Genomic DNA, 20,385 nt, shown 5'->3' with positions numbered 1-20,385 from the left:
GCCTGGAAGGAGGGCACCCATGGGCGCGAGCAACGTCATAGCTGCCTACACCTACTGGCGCGACCGCCTCTCGCACCGGGACCTCCACGCGCTCGTGTTCATGGCCGTGACCGCCCTCGACTCTGACCGCCCGCCGGTCTACTACGGCGGGTGGGAGGCCGTGGCCCGTGCGCTAGGCCTGGACCTGGAGGGCAACCCCGCCTCCGCCAAGCGCACCACCGTGAAGGCGTTGACCGCGCTCACCGAGGCCGGGGCCATCACCTCCAGCGGTACGGCCCGCGCCGGAATCCGTGCGGAGTACGCCCTGAACCTCGCGCCTGGGACCACCTACGTCCCGTCCGGCCGAGGGCGGAACGTCACCTGGACGGCGCGGCCCACGACTGCCAGGGGGACCGCCATGGACCCCCAGGTAGGGACCGTGGTGGACCCCCAGAGGGGGACCGTCGTGGACCCCCTCCAGGGGGACCGTGGTGGACCTAGGAGGGGGACCGCCGTGGACCCCCCTAGGAGAACCCAGGAACCACAGGGAGGAACACGGGAGGAGCCACCAGAGGAACCACCCATCACCTCCCAGCCCAACCCCGGTACGCGCGTGCGCGAGTCCGACGCCGTGAATGACGACAGGACCCCCTCCAAGGCAGAACAGGAGGCCCGCCTCCTGGCGTGGGCCGCCGAGCACTACACCGAGGACCCCGACGCCCTCACCGCCTGAACCGCCCCGCGCGACCGCCGCCCCACTCACCACGCACCCCGTGGCCCCGATCCATCCGCCTCTACGCCTGGAGGCCCAGCACCTAGGAACCGACCATGGCCACCACCACCGCCAGACACCACCGCCGCACCCCTGCGGGGACCCTCCGCACCGCAGCCCCGTTCTTCGCTGTCCTGGCCGCCCGCCACGGCATTCCCGCCCCCGATGCCCCCACGCCAGCCAGAACGCCCGCAGCGGCCTCGAGCGCGGCGCAGGACGCCCGCCCGACGCGGGACCGCCTCCCCAGCCTGGAGAACCGCCGATGATCCGCACGCACCCCGCCGAGGACCAGCACGCCAGCGGCCGCTACCTGGACACCGCAGCCAGAGATGCCGAGGACTTGGCAGCCGTCGCCGACGCCGCGGCCAAAGACGCCGAAGCCATGGCCCGCATCGCCGCGGACATCGTGGCGCAGCACGCCGAGGACCTGGCCGGCATCACCGCCACCACGGCCGACGACTCCCAGGCCCACACCTGACCACGCCCACCCTGTTCCACCGCGAGGAGCACACCATGAGCACCACCACCGCCCACCCGGCACAACCCACCCCCACCGCCCTCCGCACCATGCTGGCCGCCGACGTCGCCGCCCTGGCCGCCCGCCTGAACCTCGCCGAGGCCGACTGGGAGGACCACGCATGAGCCGCCAGCCCGCCTCTGTGCCCCTGACCAGTGCCCTTGACACGGCACCGTTCGGGCGTGAAATACGCGCACTCCGCCGCGGCGCGGGCCTCACCCAGGCCCAGGCCGCGGACCGGATGGGGGTCTCCCTCCGCTGGCTCAAGTACCTGGAGGCGGGCACCCGGCGGCCCCGCTTGCAAGACGTCGGCCGCGTGGCCGTCATGGACCCGCTCACGGGCCGCATGGCCGCCAGTGTCCTCCAGACCCTCACCCCGGCCGGGAAGATCACCCCGTCTGGCCTTCGACTATCCCTCGCGCACCTGGCCCGCCTCGCCGGTTGGCCACTCGAGCCCATGGACCCATCCGTATCCGCTGCAGTCACCCCGGAGGCCCTGGCTGTCGTGGCCGACGTCCTGGACGCCGCGCACGCCCTCCTGGATCAGGCGGACCCGCACATGGAGGACCTGGACGCCTTGGCCGCCACCCGCAACGTCTCCGCCGTGGTCCACCGCCTGGATCACGTCTACGCCGCTCTCGCTGCCGAGGACGCCCGGTGACTGCGCCGAGCCCCTGTGAACGGGCACCCCCGCGCGGCCCCGTCCCTGCCCCTCACCCCTACTCGAAAGGACCCGCCGCCATGACAACCGCACAGACCATCACCGCCAACCTGGCCGCCGCCCGTCACGCCTACTACGCGGCCGTGCAGACGGCCCGCACCCACCAGGACCCGGACCTCACCCCGGAGGCCCTGACCCGCCAGCGCCAGGACCGCGAGGCCGCCGCCCGCACCGCCTACGCCCAGGCCCTCCGCCCGATCCGTGACGACTACGAACGACAGGCCCGCCTGAACATCAAGGCCCTGGCCAAGGTCCCGGCCCCCACCGGCTCCACCGCCGACGTCTGGCGGCGCGTGGAGATGCGCCTGGGCGCGGGAGCCACCCTGGACCAGATCGTGGCCACCGCCGACGTCCCAACCCTCCAGGCGGTCCGTGAGTGGGCACCCACCTACCTGGCCGTGAACGGCGGGGACCCGGCCGCCGCCCCCGCGCTGGGGGACCGCCTGGAGCGCGCCACCCTGGCCCGCTACGCCGCGATCACCGAGGACACGGACATGGCCGCCGCCCTGGCCGAGGCCCCCACGCTGGCCGGCCTCGCCGTGACCCTGGACGATGCCGAGGCAGAGGCCCAGGGCATCCCTGGGGCCGGAGGCCTGAACGGTGCTGTGGCCGCTGCCTTGGCCGTCCAGGCCGCCGGGTCCACCACCGTGGACCCCGACACCACCGCCTGACCGGCCTACCGGCCACCCGCGGCCCCGTCGCCCCTCACCGGGCGGCGGGGCCGCCGTCGTGTGCGGGCAGGTGAGGGACATGCCCAGCACGCCCGCCGGTCACCCGTGAACCGCCCACCCTTTACCCACCCTAAACGTTGGGAAACAACCTGTTCGGACCGGCTCAACAGTGGAGGGGAGGGGCGCGGAATCTGCGGAATCATGCGGGAGACGGGACCCGGCGCGCACCGTCCGGGACCACGCCCCGCTATTCCGCCGGTCGCGGGTTCGATCCCCGCAGGGCCCACCGGAAAGCGGCCCCTGACCAGGCATGACGCCCGGTCAGGGGCCTCTCCCTAGGATGGAGCCATGAGCCCCACGCCCACACCAGTCACCGAGACGATCAGTTCCGGCCACAGCGTGGTGTGGTCGCGCCCGCCGGCGGAGCGCGCGGGCACGGACCTGGTGCTCGTGTTCCACGGCTACGGCTCCAACGAGGTCCGCGCGGCGCGCCGCCACTTCCCGATGCTCCCGGAGCGGTGCACCGGCCTGGCGGTGCGCGGCGGCTTCGAGATCGACGAGACGGCCTCCGAGGGCCCGGGCGACCCCGGCGCGCACGGCTGGTTCCTGCTCGACCTGCTGCTGCAGTCCGACTTCGCCCAGGTGCTCGCCGCCGCCCACCGCGTGTTCGACGTGCTCTCCGCCGAGGAGGTCGTGGCGGCCGGCTTCCGCACGGTCTCGGTGCTCGGCTTCTCCCAGGGCATGGCCATGGCGACGACGGTCCTGCGTCTGCGTCCCGAGGCGTTCACCTGCGGTGTGGGCCTGAGCGGCTTCGCCGTCGACAACGAGCTGCTGGCCATGCTCGACTCCCCGGCCGAGGGACCGGGCCCGCGCCCGTTCTTCTGGGGCCGGGACGCCGAGGACCCCGTGATCCATCCGGACGCCGTCGCCCACACCCGCGCGTGGGCCGAGGAGCACACCCGCCTGACCGTGCGCACCTACCCCGGGATCCTGCACGGGACCGGCCCCGACGAGGTCCGTGACGTGCGCATCTTCCTCGAGCATTCCCTGCGCGCGGCGACGCCCGGGTCCTGACCGCGGGGATCGCGCGCCGATACTCTGGCGCGCATGGCAAAGAACTCGACGATCGGCCGGTACGCGTCCGGGAAGGTGAAGGACTTCGCGCTGAAGTCGGCACTCGATGAGAACGGCGAGCCCACGGAGGGCTTCGAGAAGGCCCTCTCCACGGTGTTGGCGGTCCAGCGCCCCCTGGTCCTGAAGAACATCCAGCGCATGGCGGCGAAGCACCCGGGGGAGAGCCCGGAGCGTCTCGCCGAGCGGCTCGGGCAGCAGTACCTGACCACCGTCACGGGGGCCGGTGCCGCCGTGGGCGGCACCGCGATCGTCCCGGGCATCGGCACCGTGGCCGCGCTCGGCCTGTCCGGTGCCGCGGTCGCCGGCTTCATGGAGGCCACCGCCCTCTACGCGCAGTCCCTCGCCGAGCTGCACGGCATCACCACGCAGGACCCGCAGCGCGCCCAGGCCCTCGTCATGGGCCTCATGCTCGGCGACGACGCCAAGGAGCTGCTCCGCGAGGCCGCCGCCAAGGCCGGCCGTCCCTACGACCCGCAGTCCAGCCTCAACGCGCTCGCGGGCACCGCATCGGGCACCGGCATCAGCGCGTTCGTGGTGGATCGCCTCAAGAGGACGTTCATGCGCAAGATGCTCCTGCGGCAGGGTGCCGGCTTCGTGGGCCGCGCCGTGCCGTTCGGCGTGGGCGCCGTGATCGGCGGCGTGGGCAACCGCGCCATGGGCAAGGCCGTGATGGAGAACGCCGCGGAGCTCTTCGGCCCCCTGCCGATGGTGATCCCCGGCGAGATCCGCGAGGGCGCCGCGCAGGGGCGCGCCGAGGGGGAGTCGGCGGGCACCAAGGACGACGGCGGCGTCTTCGGTGCGATCCGTCGCGCCCTGCCCGGCGGCAAGGACGAGAAGGACGACAGGCAGAAGAAGGGCAAGCCCGCCGCCTGACAGCCCCGCCCCCGCATCCTTCGGCTCCGCCCCCGCGCTTTCGAACGTGAGAGAGGCCCTATCTCACGTTCGAAAGCGCCCATTCGCCCCATTTCACGTTCGAAAGTGCGGGGCGGGCGCGGCGGCTCAGAGGAACAGCGTGGCCACCCCGTGGATCGCCAGTCCCGCGAGCGCGCCGACGACCGAGCCGTTGATGCGGATGAACTGCAGGTCCTTGCCCACGAACAGCTCGAGGGTGCGCGCGGTCTGCTCTCCGTCCCAGCGGGCGACCGTCTCCTCGATCACCCCGGTCAGCGCCGGGCCGTAGGAGCTCAGCGCATACGCCGCGGCGCGGCGGGCGTGGCCGTCCACGCGATCGCGCAGCTCGGGGTCCTCCTGCAGGCGGGCGCCGAGGTCGCGCAGGGCGGCCACGAGCGCGCGATGCAGGTCGGAGGACGGGTCCTCGAGCGCATCCAGGAGCGAGTCCCGCAGGGAGACCCAGGCCCGCCCGGCCCACGCACGCAGCCGTTCGTCCGCGAACAGGTTCCGCTTGAACCGTTCCACCGAGGCGCGGGTGGCCGGCTCGTTCCGCATCTCGTCGGCGAGGCGGTTGAGCCAGTCGTCGACGGCGCGGCGGGCCTCGTGCTGCCGGTCGCGGCGGATGCCGGCGAGGTACTTGAGGGTCTCGGCGTGCAGTCGCTCGGCGAGGAGGCGGTCCACGAGGTCCGGGCTCCACTCGGGGGAGCGACGGCGCACCGTCTCGACGAACAGCTCGGGATGGGCGGCCACCCAGTCCCCGGTGTGGGCGACCACGAGGTCCACCACGCGCTCGTGGTGCCGGCCGGCCACCACGTCCTCCAGCACGCCCGCGAGCGTGGGGGACCAGTCCGGGGCCACCATGTGGCGTTCCATCAGCTGGCGCAGCAGCTCCTGGACGGCGTCGTCGTCGGCCGCGGCCATGGCGCCCCGGGCCGCCGTCGCGATCTCCCGGGCGGTGCGGGCCGCGTTCTCCTCACGGCGCAGCCAGCCGCCGGCGGCCTCGGCCACCTTCAATCCGTCGACCTTCTCGTGGGCGACCTCCGAGTCCAGGAAGTTCTCCTGCACGAACTCGGTCAGCGCGGCGCCGAGCTGGTCCTTCTTCCGTGGGATCAGGGCGGTGTGCGGCACGGGCACCCCCATCGGGTGGCGGAACAGCGCCGTGACCGCGAACCAGTCCGCCAGCGCGCCGACCATGCCGCCCTCCGCGGCGGCGCGCACGTAGCCCCACACCGGGTGGGCGTCCTGCAACGGGAACGCGACCACGAACACCACGGCCAGCAGGATGAGCAGCCCCAGGGCGACGGCCTTCATGCGCCGCAGGCCCGCCGCGCGTTCGAGGGCGCCGGCGCTGAGCAGCTGCTGGGCGGGGTCGGGGGAGAAGGACACGGCAGGCTCCTGATCGCGTGCACCGAATGGTCCCCACCAGTTAACCAGCCGGGCACCCTGCGGTGACGTGGTCGGCACACGCGCTCCCTAGCTGTAGGAGGGCATGACGTTGTTGACTCGGGCCGGTGCCAACGAGGCCGGAGGAGCGTCTCCGCAGGAGGTATGAGGCCGATGGTAGTTGTAGTGGTTCACCCACACCGCCAGGGCCTCACGCCGAGCTTGCTCTGAGGTATACGGGCGGGCGTAGAGGACCTCATCGACCATCAGCCGGTTGTACCGCTCGACCTTCCCGTTATGGCGCGGGGTGTAGGGGCGGATCCGGTGATGCCGGCCCCCGAGCGAGACCACCTTCGCGGTGAAGTCCGCAGCCCGATAGTTGTTCCCGTTGTCCGTGACCACCCGGTCCACGGTGATGCCGTGGGCGGCGAAGAACGCCCTCGCCCGGCAGAAGAACCCGATCGTGGTCACCGCCTTCTCATCCTCCAACGCCTCGGTGTACGCCAGGCGGGTGTACCCGTCGATCGCCGAGTGCAGATAGGTGTACCCGACCCGCCGGCCTGCACCACGCTTGGAAGCACGGCCTGCTTCACTTTCACGTCCGTGAGCACGCCAGCCGCCCCCGTCAGGGATCTTCCCGATCTTCTTCACATCCAGGTGCACCATGTGCCCCGGCCCTCTCGCGGTGATCTTCTGGGGTCGTTGGCGCAGGTCTTCTCCGGCCGGGGTCAGGTCCCGTAGGCGGGAGATCCCGAGTCGGTGCAGCCACCGTCCCACGGTACGAAGACACACCCGGTGGCCCTCGGAGACGAGGTGGTGATGGATGCGCCGTGCGGACCACTTGCGCTCCCGCCGCAGGGCGTGGATCTGGGCGACCAGGACCGGATCGAGCTGGGCAGGTGAACGGTGCGGCCGGCTGGGCAGGTCCTGAAGGCCGGCTTCTCCCTGGGCGCGGTAGCGGGCGACCCAAGTGGCCACCGTGGGCCGGCTCACCCGGAACTCGGCGGCCACGTGTGCCTGCGGGATCCCGTCGTGCAGGTGGCGGTGGACCATCCTGAGACGGCCAGTGGGGGTCAGGGGTGCGTTAGCGTGAGTCATGAGTGGGTCTCTTCTGGCAGGTGGGTTGTTGAGGAACTTCCATCCTGCGGGAGAGGCCCACTCGTCTCATCTCAGCCCGGTACCCATGTCAAGAACCTCATGACCCACAACACCTAGCCTGGCGGCGTGCCCGCCCTCGTGATCGCCCACCGCGGTGCCTCCGTCGCCTTCCCCGAACACACCCGCGCCGCCATGCTCCACGCCCTCGCCGTGGGCGCGGACGGTCTCGAATGCGACGTCCAGCTCACGCGGGACCGCGAGGTCGTCTGCTGGCACGACCCCACCGTGGACCGCACCTCGGACGGGCGCGGCGCCGTCGCGGACCACACGCTCGAGCGTCTGCGCGGCCTCGACGTCGTCTCGTGGCACGCCCGGCGCCCGGGGGCCGGGCCCACCACGACGACGACGCCGCCCGCCGCGTACGGCGGCGCGGGGGAGCAGGTGCTCACCCTGGCCGACCTCCTGGCGATCGCGACGGCCGCGGACCGGCCGCTGCGCCTGGCCGTGGAGCTCAAGCATCCCTCCCCGTTCGGGCATGAGCTCGAGGAGCGGGTGCTGCGGGAGCTGCTGCGGGCCGGCTGGGATCCGGAGACCGGCCGGGTGGGTCAGGTGCAGGTGTCCCTCATGAGCTTCCATCCGGACGCGCTGCGCCACGTGGCTCCGCTGGCCGGCACGGACCCCCTCTGCCCCCTGATGGACCTCATGCCGACGGAGCTGCCGACCCGGCTCGCGCGGGGGCCGCTGAGCCGGGCGGCGGTGCGTGCGGCGGCGCGTCAGTCGCTGGCGGGGTCCGAGGCGCTCGTCTGGCGCGGCCGGGCCGGGATGGCGGGGCCCTCCGTGGCCTACGTGCGGGAGCACCTGGCGGACGTGAAGGCGTGGCTGGCGGCGGGGCGGCGGCTGCGGGTGTGGACCGTCGACGAGCGCGAGGACGCCGATTTCCTCCTCGCCCAGGGGGTGCAGGAGCTCACCACCAACCGTCCGGAGGACGTGCTGCGCTGGGTCCGCGAGCGGGCCGCCGCGCGTCGCGAGCGGGTGCCCACCGGGGCCTGAGGGCGCCGTGCCGCACGCGCAGACGCGGCCTGCGTTGCGTTCCTGCCCGCGCTTGTGGCTATAGTCACGTCCAGGAGCGTGCCCGAGGTCACACCCGACGGCGCGGTCCCCTCGCACCCGCGTCTCGGCTGAGACCTCTCCCGGAGGAGCCCCCATGGCCACCCGTCTGCGTCACCGACTCCTGTCCGCCGCCGCGCTCACCGCGGCCGGCGCCCTGCTCGTCACCGGCTGCGCCCAGAGCCAGCGCGACGGCGGCGGCTCCGGCGGCTCGGGCGGGGGCGACGCCGCCCAAGTGGACGGCTCGTTCATCTTCGCCGCCTCCTCCGACCCCAAGAGCCTCGATCCGGCGTTCGCGAGCGATGGCGAGACGTTCCGGGTCTCCCGTCAGATCTTCGAGGGCCTCGTGGGCACGAAGCCGGGCACCGCGGACCCCGCGCCGCTGCTGGCCGAGTCCTGGGAGTCCTCGGAGGACGGCCTGACCCACACGTTCCAGCTGAAGGAGGGCGTGACCTTCCACGACGGCGAGCCGTTCAACGGGGAGGCCGTGTGCGCCAACTTCGACCGCTGGTACAACTTCACGGGCATCCAGCAGTCGGAGACCCTCTCGTACTACTACGGCAAGCTGTTCCGCGGCTTCGCGGACAAGCCCGAGGACGCCGTCTACAAGGAGTGCGAGGCCACCGGCGAGCACGAGGTGAAGATCACGCTGGCGCAGCCGTTCGCGGGCTTCATCTCCTCCCTGTCCCTGCCGGCCTTCGCCATGCAGTCGCCGAAGGCGCTCGAGGAGTACAAGGCGGACGAGGTCGGCGGCACCGCCGAGTCGCCCCAGATGTCCGAGTACGCCCGGGCACACCCCACCGGCACCGGCCCCTACAAGTTCGAGTCCTGGAGCGTGGGCGAGGACGTCAAGCTCACCGCCAACGAGGACTACTGGGGCGAGGGCGGCGAGGTCACGGACATCACCTTCCGCGTGATCGACGACCCGGTGGCCCGCCGTCAGGCGCTCGAGGCCGGGGACATCGACGGCTACGACCTCGTGGCCCCCGCGGACACCGCGGCGCTGTCCGAGGCCGGCTTCAACGTGGTGGCCCGCGACCCGTTCACCATCCTCTACCTGGGCCTGAACCAGGAGAAGGAGGAGCTCCAGGACGTCAGGGTGCGCCAGGCGATCGCCCACGCGATCGACAAGGACGCCCTCATCGCGCAGACCCTCCCCGAGGGCACGGAGCCCGCCACCCAGTTCATCCCGAAGTCCGTGAACGGGTACAGCGAGGACGTCACCACGTACGAGCACGACCCCGCCAAGGCCAAGGCGCTGCTCGCCGAGGCCGGCTACCCGGACGGCTTCACGATCGACTTCAACTACCCCACCGGCGTCTCGCGCCCGTACATGCCGACCCCCGAGCAGGCGTTCTCCAACCTCTCGAGCCAGCTGGCCGAGGTGGGCATCACGGTGAACGCGAAGCCGGCCAAGTGGAGCCCGGACTACCTCGACCAGGTGCAGGGCACCTCGGACCACGGCATCCACCTGCTCGGCTGGACCGGTGACTACAACGACACGGACAACTTCGTGGGCGTGTTCTTCGGCCAGGAGAAGCCCGAGTTCGGCTTCACCGACGAGGAGCTGTTCTCCGCCCTCGAGGAGGCCCGCCAGATCCCGACGCTCGAGGAGCAGACGCCGAAGTACCAGGAGATCAACGAGCAGATCTCCGAGATCGTCCCGGCGGTCCCGCTCGCCCACCCGGCCCCGTCGCTGGCCTTCGACAAGCGCGTGGCCTCCTACCCGGCGAGCCCGGTCAACGACGAGGTCTTCAACGAGATCGACCTGACCGAGTGAGCCCGGCGGGCCGGGGACGACCCGCCCCACCGGCGACGACGGCGCCGCGCCCCGGCGCCGTCGTCGCCGGCCCGCCCGCCACCGCCCGTCCCTCGCACCGACCGGCCCGGCCCCCGCGCCGGCATGGAGGCCCCTCGTGCTCAGACTCATCGGCAAGCGCCTGCTGCTGCTGATCCCCACCCTGTTCGGACTGTCCGTCCTGCTGTTCGTGTGGGTCCGCAGCCTGCCCGGCGGCCCCGCCACCGCCCTGCTCGGCGACCGCGCCACCCCCGAGGCCGTGGCCCGCGTGAACGCGGCGTACGGCTTCGACAAGCCCCTGCTCGAGCAGTACCTCACCTACATGGGGCGGCTGCTGCGCGGCGACTTCGGCACCTCGACCATGACGAACCGGTCCGTGGTCGAGGAGTTCGCGGACCGCTTCCCGGCCACGCTGGAGCTCTCGGTCTTCGCGATCGTGTTCGCGGTGGCCATCGGCATCCCGCTCGGCTACTGGGCGGCCCGCCATGTGGGCCGGTGGCAGGACGACGTCGCCGTCGTGCTGTCCCTGGTCGGCGTGGTGGTGCCCGTGTTCTTCCTGGCGTTCATCCTCAAGTGGGTGTTCGCGGTGAAGCTGGGCTGGCTGCCCACGGACGGCCGGCAGGACCCGCGGATCGACGCCACCCACTACACGAACTTCTACGTGTGGGACGGCATCATCACCGCGGAGTGGGACGCGGCCCTGAACGCGCTGACCCACCTGGTGCTGCCCGGCATCGCGCTGGGCACCATCCCGCTGGCGATCATCGCGCGCATCACCCGTGCCTCCGTGCTGGACGTGCAGGACGCGGACTTCGTGCGCACGGCCCGCGCCAAGGGCCTGGCCCCGCGCCTGATCCGAAACCGGTTCATCATGCGCAACGCCCTGCTGCCGGTGAGCACCACGCTCGGCCTGCAGCTGGGCCTGCTGATCTCCGGGGCGGTGCTCACCGAGACGGTGTTCGCGTTCAACGGGATCGGCCGGTTCCTCGCGCAGGCGATCTTCCAGCTCGACTTCCCGGTGCTGCAGGGCTTCATCATCTTCATCGCCCTGCTCTACTCGCTGATCAACCTGGTCGTGGACGTCTCCTACGGCCTCATCGACCCGAGGGTGCGTGTCTCATGAGCGTGAACCTGCCCCCCAGCCCCGGCGGCGGACCCACCGAGCACGCCGTCGAGCACGCGCTGGCGCCCGTCGAGGCCGGGGCCACCCAGGCGACCACCGAGGCCGCCGCGGACACCCGCGGCACCTCCGTGTGGGGCGCCGCGTTCCAGCGGCTGCGCCGCAACCCGGCGGCGATCGCCGGCGCCGTGATCGTGCTGCTCTTCGTGCTCGTGGCCGTCCTCGCCCCGGTGCTGGCCCCGTACGCGGGCACGGCCACACCCGGCATGCGCGAGATCCGCCCCACCCACGTGCCCGGCCCCGGCGAGGTGGCCGGCTACCCGCTGGGCCTGGACCGCTTCGGCGGGGACGTGCTCTCCAAGCTGATCTGGGGCGCGCAGGCCTCGCTGCTCATCGGTGTCATCTCGACGGCGTTCGGCCTGGCCGGCGGCATGCTGCTCGGCCTGCTGGCCGGCACGTTCGGCGGCTGGGTGGACTCCGTGGTGATGCGCGTCGTGGACATCCTGCTCTCGGTGCCGAACCTGCTGCTGGCGGTGTCCATCGCGGCGATCCTCGGGCAGACCCCGTTCGCGGTGATGATCGCGATCGGGGTGGCGCAGGTGCCCGTGTTCGCGCGACTGCTGCGGTCCTCGATGCTCACGCAGAAGGGGTCGGACTACGTGCTCGCGGCGCAGACCCTCGGCCTCTCGCGCGGACGGATCACGATGTCCCACGTGCTGCCGAACTCGCTGGGCCCCGTGATCGTGCAGGCCACGCTCACCCTGGCCACGGCCGTGATCGACGCGGCCGCCCTGTCCTTCCTGGGCCTCGGCGGCGGCCGCCCCGAGACCGCCGAGTGGGGCCGCATGCTCACCTACGCGCAGGCCGAGCTGGGCATCAACCCGTGGCTCGCGTTCCTGCCCGGCCTGTGCATCGCCATCACCGCGCTCGGCTTCACCCTGCTGGGCGAGTCCCTGCGCGAGGCCCTCGACCCGACCTCCCGGAGGCGCTGACCATGGACCCCAAGCACGACGACGGCGCACCCGGCCCCGGCGCGGCGCCCGCGGTCCCTGCGGCGGGCGCCCCCCTGCTGGAGATCCGCGACCTGGACGTGGAGTTCACCACCCAGCAGGGCACCGTGCAGGCCGTGGAGGGCGCGTCCCTCACGCTCCCGGCCGGCGGCACGCTGGCGATCGTGGGCGAGTCCGGCTCGGGCAAGTCCACCACCGCGATGGCCGCGATCGGCCTGCTGCCCGGCAACGGCCGGGTCACGGCAGGCTCCGTCCGCTTCGCGGGCGAGGAGCTCGTGGGCCTGCCCGAGTCGCGGATGCGCCGCATCCGCGGCCGCCGGATCGGGCTGGTGCCGCAGGACCCGATGTCCAACCTCAACCCCGTGACCCGGGTGGGTCAGCAGATCGGGGAGACCCTGCTGACCCACGGCATGGCGACGAAGAAGGACGTGGGGGCCGCCGTCGTCGAGGTGATGGAGCGCGCCGGCATCCCCGAGCCCGCGCGACGGGCCAAGCAGTATCCGCACGAGCTCTCGGGCGGTCTGCGCCAGCGCGTGCTGATCGCCATCGGCCTGGCGTGCCGGCCGCAGCTGCTGATCGCGGACGAGCCGACCTCCGCCCTGGACGTGACGGTGCAGCAGGTGATCCTGGACCAGATCGGCGAGATGACCCGCGAGCTCGGCAGCTCCGTGCTGCTGATCACCCATGACCTCGGCCTCGCGGCCGAGCGGGCGCAGCAGCTCGTGGTGATGCACCGCGGACGCGTGGTGGAGTCCGGCGACGCGCGGGCCATCCTCGAGGACCCGCAGCACGCCTACACCCGCTCGCTCGTGGCGGCCGCGCCGTCGGTGGCGGCGGCCCGCCTGCTGCCCGAGGCCTTCGATCCCGCGCCCGTCGCCCTGGCCGAGGACGACACCGCGGCCCTGACCACGGTGGCCCTGGCGAAGCAGGACCTCACCCCGCTGGTGGAGATTCGCGACCTCACGAAGGTCTATCCCGTGCGCGGGCACGAGGACTTCATCGCCGTGAAGGACGTCTCCCTGAAGATCCCGCGCGGCAAGACCGTCTCGATCGTCGGCGAGTCCGGCTCCGGCAAGACGACGACGGCGCGCATGCTGCTCAAGCTGATCGAGCCGACCTCGGGCGAGATCACCTTCGAGGGCAGGGATGTGCTGGCGCTGAAGGGGGAGGGGCTCAAGGACTTCCGGCAGCGCGTGCAGGCCGTGTTCCAGGACCCCTTCTCCTCGCTCAACCCCTCGTTCACGGTGGGCCGGATCATCGAGGAGCCGCTGCAGACGTACCGGCGGGGCAACGCCACGCAGCGGCGGGCGCGCGTGCTCGAGCTCATGGACCAGGTGGCCCTGCCCTCCCACTTCCACCGCCGGTACCCGGCCGAGCTCTCGGGTGGACAGCGCCAGCGCGTGGCGATCGCCCGGGCGCTCGCGCTGAACCCCGAGCTGATCGTGTGCGACGAGCCGGTCTCCGCGCTGGACGTGCTCGTGCAGGACCAGATCCTCACGCTGCTGCGCCGCCTGCAGGACGAGCTGGGGCTGAGCTACCTGTTCATCTCGCACGACCTGGCGGTGGTGCGGCTCATCTCCGACTACGTGTGCGTCATGAAGGACGGCGAGGTGGTGGAGGCGGCCAGCTCGGAGGAGGTCTTCACCAACCCCCGGCACCCGTACACCCGCCGCCTGCTCGCCTCGATCCCGGGCAACGAGCTGGGCATCGCGGTGGAGGCGGACGGGACGCACGTGTGAAGCACCGCGGAGTGATGTGAGCGGCGTCGCCCCGTGCGTGATACTTGCTGCATCACTCGCATCCCCGATCGCAGGAGCATCCCATGGCCCACGCCGTCGACCCCGGGCGCCCCGTGCACAACCCGGACATCGTCGGGTTCACCGACGCCGAACTGAACGAGACGCCGATCCGCCCGCGCTGGAACTCCCTCGGCCCGGGCATCGTCGCCGCGGCCACGGGCGTGGGCGCGGCGGACCTGGTGGCCACCCTGACCGCCGGCTCCCGCTACGGCTACATGCTGCTGTGGGCCGTGGTGCTGGGCGTGATCTTCAAGATCGTGCTCGTGGAGGGCGTGGGCCGCTACTACCTCTCCACCGGCAAGACGATCTTCCAGGGTTGGCGCACCCTCGGGGCCTGGACGTCCTGGTACTTCGGCCCGTACATCCTCATCTGGGGCATCGTGTACGGGGCGACGGCGATGTCCTCCACCGCCCTGCCGCTCGCGGCGCTGTTCCCCGGGGTGGACAGCAAGGTGTTCGCGATCGCCTCGGGCCTGATCGGCCTGGGGCTGGTCTGGCTGGACAGGTACCGGCTCATCGAGTGGCTCATGACGGTGCTGATCGGCGTCATGTTCGTGACCGTGCTGCTCTCGGCGGCACTGACCGTTCCGAACCTGGGCGCGATCCTGGCCGGTCTCGTGCCGCGCCTGCCCTCCGGCGATCCCCAGGCCATGTTCTACGTGCTCGGCCTCGCCGGCGGCGTCGGCGGCACCATCACGCTCGCGGCCTACGGCTACTGGCTGCGCGAGAAGGGCTGGAACGTCCCGAAGTACCTGAAGGTCATGCGGTTCGACAATGCGACCTCGTACATCCTCACGGGCATCTTCGTGATCGCCACCATGGTCATGGGCGTGGAGCTGCTGCACTCGGCGGGGCTGGCGATCTCCTCGGGCGACAAGGGCCTGCTCGACGTCGGCGACGTGCTGGCCGAGCGCTACGGCTCGGCGTGGTCCACGGTGTTCCTCATCGGATTCTTCGCCGCGTCCTTCTCCTCCCTGCTGGGCGTGTGGCACGGCGTCTCGCTGATGTTCGCGGACTTCTGGACGAACTTCCGCCGGCCCGCCGAGGAGCTGGACCAGGACGACGCGCCGTCGCTGTCCTCGAAGCCCGGCCGCTTCTTCCTGCTGTGGCTGACCCTGCCGCCCATGGCGCTGCTGTTCCTGGACCGGCCGATCTTCCTGATCCTGCTCTACGGCACGCTCGGCGCCCTGTTCATGCCGTTCCTGGCCGTGACCCTGCTGTTCCTCAACAACACGAAGGACGTGCCGCGGCAGTTCCGCAACGGCTGGGTCCGCAACACCCTGTTGGGCCTGACCGCGGCCGTGTTCGTGGCGATCGGCGTGAACGAGCTGATCAAGGCCCTGCAGCCGGTGCTCGGGGGGTGAGCCGGCGGCGGGGGCGGGGCACACTGGTGCCATGATCGTCGCCTTCTCCGTCGCCCCCTCCGGCCAACCCGCCGACGCCGAGCACCTGCCCGGCGACGCGGACACCGCGTCCGTGCACCGGGCGGTGGCGGCCGCCGTCGCCGTGGTGCGCGCCTCCGGCCTGCCGCACCGCACCTCCTCGATGTTCACCGAGATCGAGGGGGAGTGGGACGAGGTGATGGAGGTCGTGCGCGCCGCCGTGGACGCCGTGTCCCCGTACGGCACACGCGTCTCGCTCGTGCTGAAGGCGGACATCCGCCCCGGCCGCACCGGCGAGCTGGACGGCAAGCTCGAGCGCCTCGAGTCGGCCCTCGCCGAGGACGAGGGGCGGCGCGCCGCCCCAGCCCCGCGCGACGGCGACGCCGGGTGACCCCCCTCCCCGCTGCCCCCCCGGACGCTTTCGTTCGAGAAACGGCGGCGTGTCGAGGCGCTTTCGTTCGAGAAATGGCCGCCGCGCCGGCGGCCCAGAGGAGCAGCCCGTGCCTGAGTCTGTGACCGTGCGCCCCGCCGCCCCCGGGGACGTCGAGGCGCTGCTGCGCGTCAAGGCGCGGTCGTGGCGGGAGGCCTACGGCGCGCTCCTGCCGTCCGCGTACCTGGACGCGATCGAGGACCGGATCCCAGAGGACGTGCCCGTGTGGACCGCGCTGATCGGATCGGACCGAGACCTCTGGGTCGCCGACGACGGCGGCCGGCTGCTCGGCGTGGCGCTCGCGGGCCCGCGTCGCTCGGCGGCGGAGACGGGCCGGACGGGCGCGGACGACGCGGCCGCATCGCCCGCCGACCTGCCCGATGTGGAGCTCATGGTGCTCTACGTCCTGGCCGAGGCGTACGGCACCGGTCTGGGAGCGCGCCTGCTGGACGCCGTCGTCGGCGACCGTCCCGCCGTGCTGCGCGTCCTCGCCGAGAATCCGCGGGCCGTCGCGTTCTACGCCAAGCACGGCTTCGCGTCCGTGGGGGCGCCGGAGCCGATGACCGGCCCGTGGGCCGGCCTGCACGAGCAGCTGATGGTGCGCCGTCTCCCGCACGACGGCGGTGCGGCGTGAGCCGCCGGTCGTCGGCGCGCCGGGGCCGGGCCGCGGGCGGAGCCGCCGGCCCCGCCGGGATCGAGCCGGGCGTCCACGCGATCACCCACGGCACCGCCGAGATCCGCGAGGACGCCTTCGAGCCGGGCGCGTTCATCCTCTACGTCAACGGCGTCGAGTCCTCGCCGCTGGACCCCGAGCGCCCCGAGCGCATGGCCTTCGAGTACATGCGCTGGGCCGCCGCGGCCGTCCGGGCGCACTGGCCGGAGCCCACGCCCCTGCGGGCCCTGCACCTGGGCGGCGCGGGCTGCGCGCTCGCCCGCTGGGTGGACCACGCGTACCCGGGCTCCCACCAGACCGCGGTGGAGATCGACGCCGGCCTGGCCGCCCTCGCGCGTGAGCGCTTCGGCCTGCCCCGCGCCCCGGCCCTGCGCATCCGCGTGGCCGACGCCGCCGAGGTCCTGGCCACGGCCCACCCGGCCAGCCGCGACCTGATCATCCGCGACGTCTTCGCCCCGGACCCCACGGACCTGACGGGCGCCCGCCACATCACCCCGCCGGGCCTCACCGGCCTGGACGCGGCCCGCGCCGCCGCGCGGGTCCTCGCCCCCGGCGGGCTGTACGTGCTCAACGTGGGCGGCGGGCCGGACCTGACGTCGGTGCGGGCGGACGTGGCCGCCGTCGTCGCCGCGTTCGAGCACGTCGAGGTGATCGCGGATCCGCCCATGCTCAAGGGGCGGCGCCGCGGCAACGTCATCGTGGCGGCCTCGGACGCCCCCGTGGCCCGCCCCGCCGCGGACGCCCCGCCCGGCTCCGACCCCCGCGACCGCCTGGCCCGTGCCCTGCGCATGGACGCCTTCCCGGCCCGGCTCGCGGAGGATCCACGCGGCTTCCCCGCGGGCGTCGCGCCCGGGATCACGGGACTCGTCCCGGGCCCCGAGGCGTAGACTGGAGGCACTCGGCCGGGTCCGCCCGGGGCCCGTCGAGTCCGACTCGAGGAGGTCGCCATGTCCGCCCAGACCCAGCCCGCCGCCACCCGCCGTGAGGACGCACCGCTCGGCGTCCTGGTGGGTGTGGACGGCTCCGACCAGTCCGTCTCCGCCGCCCGCTGGGCCCAGCGCGAGGCCGGCCTGCGCGGCGAGCCGCTGACCCTCGTCACCGCCTACTCGATCCCCGCGTACTGGGGTTACGGCGCGGACGCCGGCGGCGCCGTCCTGGACGACTCCCGTCTCCGCGAGGGCGTGCAGGCCCTCCTGGAGGAGGTCGCCGGCAAGCTCGACGCCGACGGGGTGCGTCCGGAGCTGCGTGTGGAGATCGGGGACGCGGCCGGCGTCCTCGTGGAGCTCTCCGCCGAGGCCTCCCTGCTCGTCTCGGGCGCGCGCGGCCGCGGCGGCTTCATGGGCCGCCTGCTCGGCTCGGTGGCCGCCGCGCTGCCCGGCCACGCGCACTGTCCGGTCGCCATCATCCCCGCCGGGGTCGAGGCCAGCCGCGCGGGGGACAGGACCGCCGTCGTGGTGGGCGTCGACGGTTCCGAGCAGGGCCGTGCCGCCGCTCTCGAGGCCGCTGAGGAGGCCCGCCTCCGCCAGGCCCCGCTGAAGCTCGTGTGCGCCGTCCCGCCCCTGGGCGCGAACGCCGCATGGCTGGCCGTCAGCCTGGACGAGGAGGCCCGCGAGCGGGAGCTGCGCGAGCGCCTCGACGCCGGCGCCGCGTGGATCAGCTCCGAGTTCCCCGGCCTCGAGGTCCTCACCGAGCTCGTGGACGGCACCCCCGTGGACGTGTTGGTGGACCAGAGCGCCACCGCCTGCCTCACCGTGGTGGGCACGCGCGGTCTGGGCGGCTTCGCCGGTGCGATCGTCGGCTCCACGAGCCGCGGCGTCGCGGACCACGCGAAGGGCCCGGTGCTCGTCGTCCCGTTCCGCGAGGACGTCCGCCTCGGCCGTCGCGCCTCGTTCGGCCCGGTCCAGGACCAGCCGGAGTCCTGACCGGCGCTCAGCCCCAGCCGAGCTCGTGGAGGCGCTCCTCGGAGATGCCGAAGAAATGCCCCACCTCGTGCATGACGGTGACGGTGATCTCGTCCTCGAGCTCGGCGCGGGAGGTGCAGTGGCGGGTGAGCGGGCCGCGGAACACCACGATCCGGTCCGGCATCTGCCACGCGAGCTCGGCGCGCTCGGTCAGCGGCACGCCCTCGTAGAGGCCGAACAGCTCGGTGGCCGGGTCCTCCCAGCGCTGCGGCTCGTACTCGTCCTCCACCACCACGACGACGTTCGTCAGCAGCCGCGCCAGCTCGTCCGGGATGCGGGTGAGGGCCGCGGAGACGGCGTCGTCGAACTCCTGCTCGCTCATCCACGTGGCGGCGGGCTGCTCGGGCGACGGGCGGTGGTCCACGGCGGCTCCTGGGGGTGCGGGGCTCCGCGGTGCGGAGGGCGGCCGGCCGGCGGCCGGACTTGCCGGAGGGTGTGCGGCCACCATAGACTCCCAGGGTCCACCTCGGGAATCTCGACACCGGACCTGCCCCTATCGTCTAGAGGCCTAGGACACCGCCCTTTCACGGCGGCGACACGGGTTCGAATCCCGTTGGGGGTACGCAGAACGGCCGCCCTCGGCGGCCGGAACGGCACGTGGAGCGTGGACTTGCACGACGCTCGGAGGCTCTGCTAGAGTTTCCACTCGTTGCGAAAGCGGCGAGAACAACAGAACATGGCCCTGTAGCGCAGTTGGTTAGCGCGCCGCCCTGTCACGGCGGAGGTCGCGGGTTCAAGTCCCGTCAGGGTCGCTCGGATCGTCCGATCACCGGCATTCGGAAACGGAGTCCGGTGACGCATGGTCCTGGTGACGAAGGTCGCCGGGCTCTGTAGCTCAGTTGGTAGAGCGTACGACTGAAAATCGTAAGGTCACCGGATCGACGCCGGTCGGAGCCACCACTTCGAGAAGGCCCCCCGCAGACGCGGGGGGCCTTCGTCGTCCGGGGCGACGAGCCACTGACAGGCGGCGACGCGGTGGGCACACTGGTTCGATGCCCGATTCCCCCTCCGCCCGCGCGACCGGCGGCGAGACCGCGCTTGTGGTGATCGACGTCCAGCACAGCTACTTCGAGCATCCCGCGCTGGCCGCCCAGCAGGCCGAGCTGACGGCGGCGGTCGTGGAACTGCTCCGGACCGCGCGCGAGGCCGGCCGTCCCGTCTTCCTGGTGCGGACCGAGCACGCGCGGGACCGCTCCACGTGGACGTTGAACATGCTGGCCGACGGCGAGGGCTTCGCCTTCCCGGGCACCCGGCAGGCGGCTCTGCTCGACGGGGTCGCGGCGGCCGCCCCGGACGCCGTCGAGGTCGTGAAGACCCGGGACTCCGCCTTCCACGGCACGGGACTGGCGGCCGAGCTGCGGGGCCGCGGGGTGGATCGGCTCCTGCTGTGCGGCGTCTCCACCCACAGCTGCATCGCCGAGACCGCCACGGCCGCGTTCGCCCTCGACTTCCACGCCGCGATCGCGACGGACGCGATCGCCTCCGAAGAGCCGGCGCTGGCCGCCGCGATGCTCGACTTCCTCCGCGCCGAGATGCGTCAGCCGCTCCTCGGGCAGGACGAGGCACTCACCCTCCTGCGCACCGGCCTCGTCCCCGACCGGGGCTGAGGGGCGGTCACAGGATCTCGACGTCGCCCTCGTCCGCACGCGTGCGGTCCTGGGCGTCCTCCTCGATGTGCATGGCGGCGGACTCCGCATTGCGCAGGGAGTCCGGGGCACGTCCCTCCCCGGCCCGGTGCTGCGGGTCGTCCGAGCCGCCGCGCACGGGCTGGCCGTCGCGGCCGTCCTCCGGCTCGGGGTCGCCGGCGGCGTTGGGATCGGCGAGCAGGTCCGTCTCGAGCTCTCGTTCGTCCTCGCGGTCCTCGAAGGGGACGTCGGTCATGGTGCGGTCCTTCCTCTCGCGGGCGGGCCCGTCCGGCGCCGCCGTCGTCGTGGTGCCC

Annotated in this window: 22 protein-coding genes and 3 tRNA genes; 21 read left to right on the top strand and 4 right to left on the bottom strand. The window is 72.8% G+C overall.

The window, feature by feature from the left end; translation table 11 throughout:
• Nucleotides 1-19: 19 nt before the first annotated feature.
• The 7 genes from HDA34_RS06290 (at nt 20) to HDA34_RS06265 (ending at nt 4,667) form a co-directional block, all read left to right on the top strand.
• Nucleotides 20-712 carry a hypothetical protein gene (locus HDA34_RS06290; protein ID WP_134377521.1) on the top strand — a complete coding sequence of 231 codons (693 nt, stop codon included), beginning with the start codon at nt 20-22 and terminating at the stop codon, nt 710-712.
• Nucleotides 713-1,013: 301 nt separating this feature from the next.
• Nucleotides 1,014-1,229, top strand: coding sequence for a hypothetical protein (locus HDA34_RS06285; protein ID WP_134377520.1), 216 nt, complete (start codon nt 1,014-1,016; stop codon nt 1,227-1,229).
• Between the two features lie 35 nt (nt 1,230-1,264).
• Nucleotides 1,265-1,393, top strand: coding sequence for a hypothetical protein (locus tag HDA34_RS11985; RefSeq protein WP_259392676.1), 129 nt, complete (start codon nt 1,265-1,267; stop codon nt 1,391-1,393).
• Nucleotides 1,390-1,929 carry a helix-turn-helix transcriptional regulator gene (locus tag HDA34_RS06280; RefSeq protein WP_134377519.1) on the top strand — a complete coding sequence of 180 codons (540 nt, stop codon included), beginning with the start codon at nt 1,390-1,392 and terminating at the stop codon, nt 1,927-1,929. The genes HDA34_RS11985 and HDA34_RS06280 overlap by 4 nt, the downstream gene beginning before the upstream one ends.
• Nucleotides 1,930-2,009: 80 nt before the next feature.
• A complete protein-coding gene (locus HDA34_RS06275) occupies nt 2,010-2,660 on the top strand; it encodes a hypothetical protein (RefSeq protein WP_166795225.1) in 651 nt (216 codons plus the stop codon).
• Between the two features lie 348 nt (nt 2,661-3,008).
• Nucleotides 3,009-3,734, top strand: coding sequence for an alpha/beta hydrolase (locus HDA34_RS06270; protein WP_010079631.1), 726 nt, complete (start codon nt 3,009-3,011; stop codon nt 3,732-3,734).
• 33 nt (nt 3,735-3,767) lie between these two features.
• A complete protein-coding gene (locus HDA34_RS06265; RefSeq protein ID WP_036339114.1) occupies nt 3,768-4,667 on the top strand; it encodes a hypothetical protein in 900 nt (299 codons plus the stop codon).
• A gap of 126 nt (nt 4,668-4,793) precedes the next feature.
• Here HDA34_RS06265 and HDA34_RS06260 read toward each other — a convergent pair whose 3' ends face one another.
• Both HDA34_RS06260 and HDA34_RS06255 read right to left on the bottom strand, forming a co-directional pair.
• Nucleotides 4,794-6,071: a DUF445 domain-containing protein gene (locus HDA34_RS06260; protein WP_036339111.1), complete on the bottom strand. Its 1,278-nt coding sequence runs from the start codon at nt 6,069-6,071 to the stop codon at nt 4,794-4,796.
• 87 nt (nt 6,072-6,158) lie between these two features.
• Nucleotides 6,159-7,166, bottom strand: coding sequence for an IS481 family transposase (locus HDA34_RS06255; protein ID WP_182496704.1), 1,008 nt, complete (start codon nt 7,164-7,166; stop codon nt 6,159-6,161).
• Between the two features lie 126 nt (nt 7,167-7,292).
• Between HDA34_RS06255 and HDA34_RS06250 the strand changes: the two genes are divergently transcribed.
• From HDA34_RS06250 to HDA34_RS06205, 10 genes are all read left to right on the top strand, one after another.
• Nucleotides 7,293-8,216, top strand: a complete 924-nt coding sequence (locus HDA34_RS06250; protein WP_134377018.1) for a glycerophosphodiester phosphodiesterase — start codon at nt 7,293-7,295, stop codon at nt 8,214-8,216.
• Nucleotides 8,217-8,370: 154 nt separating this feature from the next.
• Nucleotides 8,371-10,053 carry an ABC transporter substrate-binding protein gene (locus HDA34_RS06245; protein ID WP_134377017.1) on the top strand — a complete coding sequence of 561 codons (1,683 nt, stop codon included), beginning with the start codon at nt 8,371-8,373 and terminating at the stop codon, nt 10,051-10,053.
• 136 nt (nt 10,054-10,189) lie between these two features.
• Nucleotides 10,190-11,194, top strand: coding sequence for an ABC transporter permease (locus HDA34_RS06240; protein WP_069941074.1), 1,005 nt, complete (start codon nt 10,190-10,192; stop codon nt 11,192-11,194).
• Nucleotides 11,191-12,183 (top strand): ABC transporter permease, encoded by a 993-nt coding sequence (locus HDA34_RS06235; RefSeq protein WP_069941073.1) that lies wholly within the window; start codon nt 11,191-11,193, stop codon nt 12,181-12,183. Before HDA34_RS06240 ends, HDA34_RS06235 begins: the two co-directional genes overlap by 4 nt.
• Before the next feature lie 2 nt (nt 12,184-12,185).
• The gene (locus HDA34_RS06230; protein WP_044658639.1) at nt 12,186-13,940 is read left to right on the top strand and encodes a dipeptide ABC transporter ATP-binding protein; all 1,755 of its coding nucleotides are present in this window, start codon (nt 12,186-12,188) and stop codon (nt 13,938-13,940) included.
• An 83-nt stretch (nt 13,941-14,023) separates the two neighbouring features.
• Nucleotides 14,024-15,364, top strand: coding sequence for an Nramp family divalent metal transporter (locus tag HDA34_RS06225; protein ID WP_095353594.1), 1,341 nt, complete (start codon nt 14,024-14,026; stop codon nt 15,362-15,364).
• 31 nt (nt 15,365-15,395) lie between these two features.
• Complete coding sequence (locus tag HDA34_RS06220; RefSeq protein WP_036383533.1) at nt 15,396-15,773, top strand: thiamine-binding protein; 378 nt, start codon at nt 15,396-15,398, stop codon at nt 15,771-15,773.
• A gap of 109 nt (nt 15,774-15,882) precedes the next feature.
• Nucleotides 15,883-16,446, top strand: a complete 564-nt coding sequence (locus HDA34_RS06215) for a GNAT family N-acetyltransferase (protein WP_095353593.1) — start codon at nt 15,883-15,885, stop codon at nt 16,444-16,446.
• On the top strand, nt 16,443-17,372 hold the full coding sequence (locus HDA34_RS06210) for a spermidine synthase (protein ID WP_119217608.1): 930 nt from the start codon (nt 16,443-16,445) through the stop codon (nt 17,370-17,372). The genes HDA34_RS06215 and HDA34_RS06210 overlap by 4 nt, the downstream gene beginning before the upstream one ends.
• A gap of 60 nt (nt 17,373-17,432) precedes the next feature.
• Nucleotides 17,433-18,407, top strand: a complete 975-nt coding sequence (locus tag HDA34_RS06205) for a universal stress protein (RefSeq protein ID WP_095353591.1) — start codon at nt 17,433-17,435, stop codon at nt 18,405-18,407.
• Nucleotides 18,408-18,414: 7 nt separating this feature from the next.
• Here HDA34_RS06205 and HDA34_RS06200 read toward each other — a convergent pair whose 3' ends face one another.
• Entirely contained in the window at nt 18,415-18,810 is a 396-nt protein-coding gene (locus HDA34_RS06200) for a metallopeptidase family protein (RefSeq protein ID WP_095353590.1), read from the bottom strand.
• Nucleotides 18,811-18,935: 125 nt separating this feature from the next.
• Here HDA34_RS06200 and HDA34_RS06195 point away from each other — a divergent pair.
• The 4 genes from HDA34_RS06195 to HDA34_RS06180 all read left to right on the top strand — a co-directional run bounded on the left by HDA34_RS06195 (nt 18,936) and on the right by HDA34_RS06180 (nt 20,053).
• Nucleotides 18,936-19,008, top strand: a tRNA-Glu gene (locus tag HDA34_RS06195).
• 116 nt (nt 19,009-19,124) lie between these two features.
• Nucleotides 19,125-19,198 (top strand) — tRNA-Asp (locus tag HDA34_RS06190).
• A 72-nt stretch (nt 19,199-19,270) separates the two neighbouring features.
• Nucleotides 19,271-19,346 (top strand) — tRNA-Phe (locus HDA34_RS06185).
• A 92-nt stretch (nt 19,347-19,438) separates the two neighbouring features.
• Complete coding sequence (locus HDA34_RS06180) at nt 19,439-20,053, top strand: cysteine hydrolase family protein (protein ID WP_095353589.1); 615 nt, start codon at nt 19,439-19,441, stop codon at nt 20,051-20,053.
• 7 nt (nt 20,054-20,060) lie between these two features.
• On the opposite strand, the gene HDA34_RS06175 is transcribed toward HDA34_RS06180, so the two are convergent.
• Nucleotides 20,061-20,327, bottom strand: coding sequence for a hypothetical protein (locus tag HDA34_RS06175; protein ID WP_041103606.1), 267 nt, complete (start codon nt 20,325-20,327; stop codon nt 20,061-20,063).
• Between the last annotated feature and the right edge of the window lie 58 nt (nt 20,328-20,385).

Origin of the sequence: Micrococcus luteus, from assembly GCF_014138885.1 — a bacterium.
In the GTDB taxonomy this organism is placed as follows: domain Bacteria; phylum Actinomycetota; class Actinomycetes; order Actinomycetales; family Micrococcaceae; genus Micrococcus; species Micrococcus luteus.
The sequence above is the reverse complement of the archived record's forward strand: the minus strand, read 5'-3'. Positions and strand labels throughout refer to the sequence as shown.

Coding starts and splice junctions, on each gene's coding strand:
- HDA34_RS06220 (WP_036383533.1), top strand. CDS start 15,396: ATGATCGTCGCCTTCTCCGTCGCCCCCTCCGGCCAACCCGCCGACGCC.
- HDA34_RS06290 (WP_134377521.1), top strand. CDS start 20: ATGGGCGCGAGCAACGTCATAGCTGCCTACACCTACTGGCGCGACCGC.
- HDA34_RS06225 (WP_095353594.1), top strand. CDS start 14,024: ATGGCCCACGCCGTCGACCCCGGGCGCCCCGTGCACAACCCGGACATC.
- HDA34_RS06245 (WP_134377017.1), top strand. CDS start 8,371: ATGGCCACCCGTCTGCGTCACCGACTCCTGTCCGCCGCCGCGCTCACC.
- HDA34_RS06175 (WP_041103606.1), bottom strand. CDS start 20,327: ATGACCGACGTCCCCTTCGAGGACCGCGAGGACGAACGAGAGCTCGAG.
- HDA34_RS06275 (WP_166795225.1), top strand. CDS start 2,010: ATGACAACCGCACAGACCATCACCGCCAACCTGGCCGCCGCCCGTCAC.
- HDA34_RS06230 (WP_044658639.1), top strand. CDS start 12,186: ATGGACCCCAAGCACGACGACGGCGCACCCGGCCCCGGCGCGGCGCCC.
- HDA34_RS06285 (WP_134377520.1), top strand. CDS start 1,014: ATGATCCGCACGCACCCCGCCGAGGACCAGCACGCCAGCGGCCGCTAC.
- HDA34_RS06205 (WP_095353591.1), top strand. CDS start 17,433: ATGTCCGCCCAGACCCAGCCCGCCGCCACCCGCCGTGAGGACGCACCG.
- HDA34_RS06280 (WP_134377519.1), top strand. CDS start 1,390: ATGAGCCGCCAGCCCGCCTCTGTGCCCCTGACCAGTGCCCTTGACACG.
- HDA34_RS06255 (WP_182496704.1), bottom strand. CDS start 7,166: ATGACTCACGCTAACGCACCCCTGACCCCCACTGGCCGTCTCAGGATG.
- HDA34_RS06235 (WP_069941073.1), top strand. CDS start 11,191: ATGAGCGTGAACCTGCCCCCCAGCCCCGGCGGCGGACCCACCGAGCAC.
- HDA34_RS06265 (WP_036339114.1), top strand. CDS start 3,768: ATGGCAAAGAACTCGACGATCGGCCGGTACGCGTCCGGGAAGGTGAAG.
- HDA34_RS06270 (WP_010079631.1), top strand. CDS start 3,009: ATGAGCCCCACGCCCACACCAGTCACCGAGACGATCAGTTCCGGCCAC.
- HDA34_RS11985 (WP_259392676.1), top strand. CDS start 1,265: ATGAGCACCACCACCGCCCACCCGGCACAACCCACCCCCACCGCCCTC.
- HDA34_RS06180 (WP_095353589.1), top strand. CDS start 19,439: ATGCCCGATTCCCCCTCCGCCCGCGCGACCGGCGGCGAGACCGCGCTT.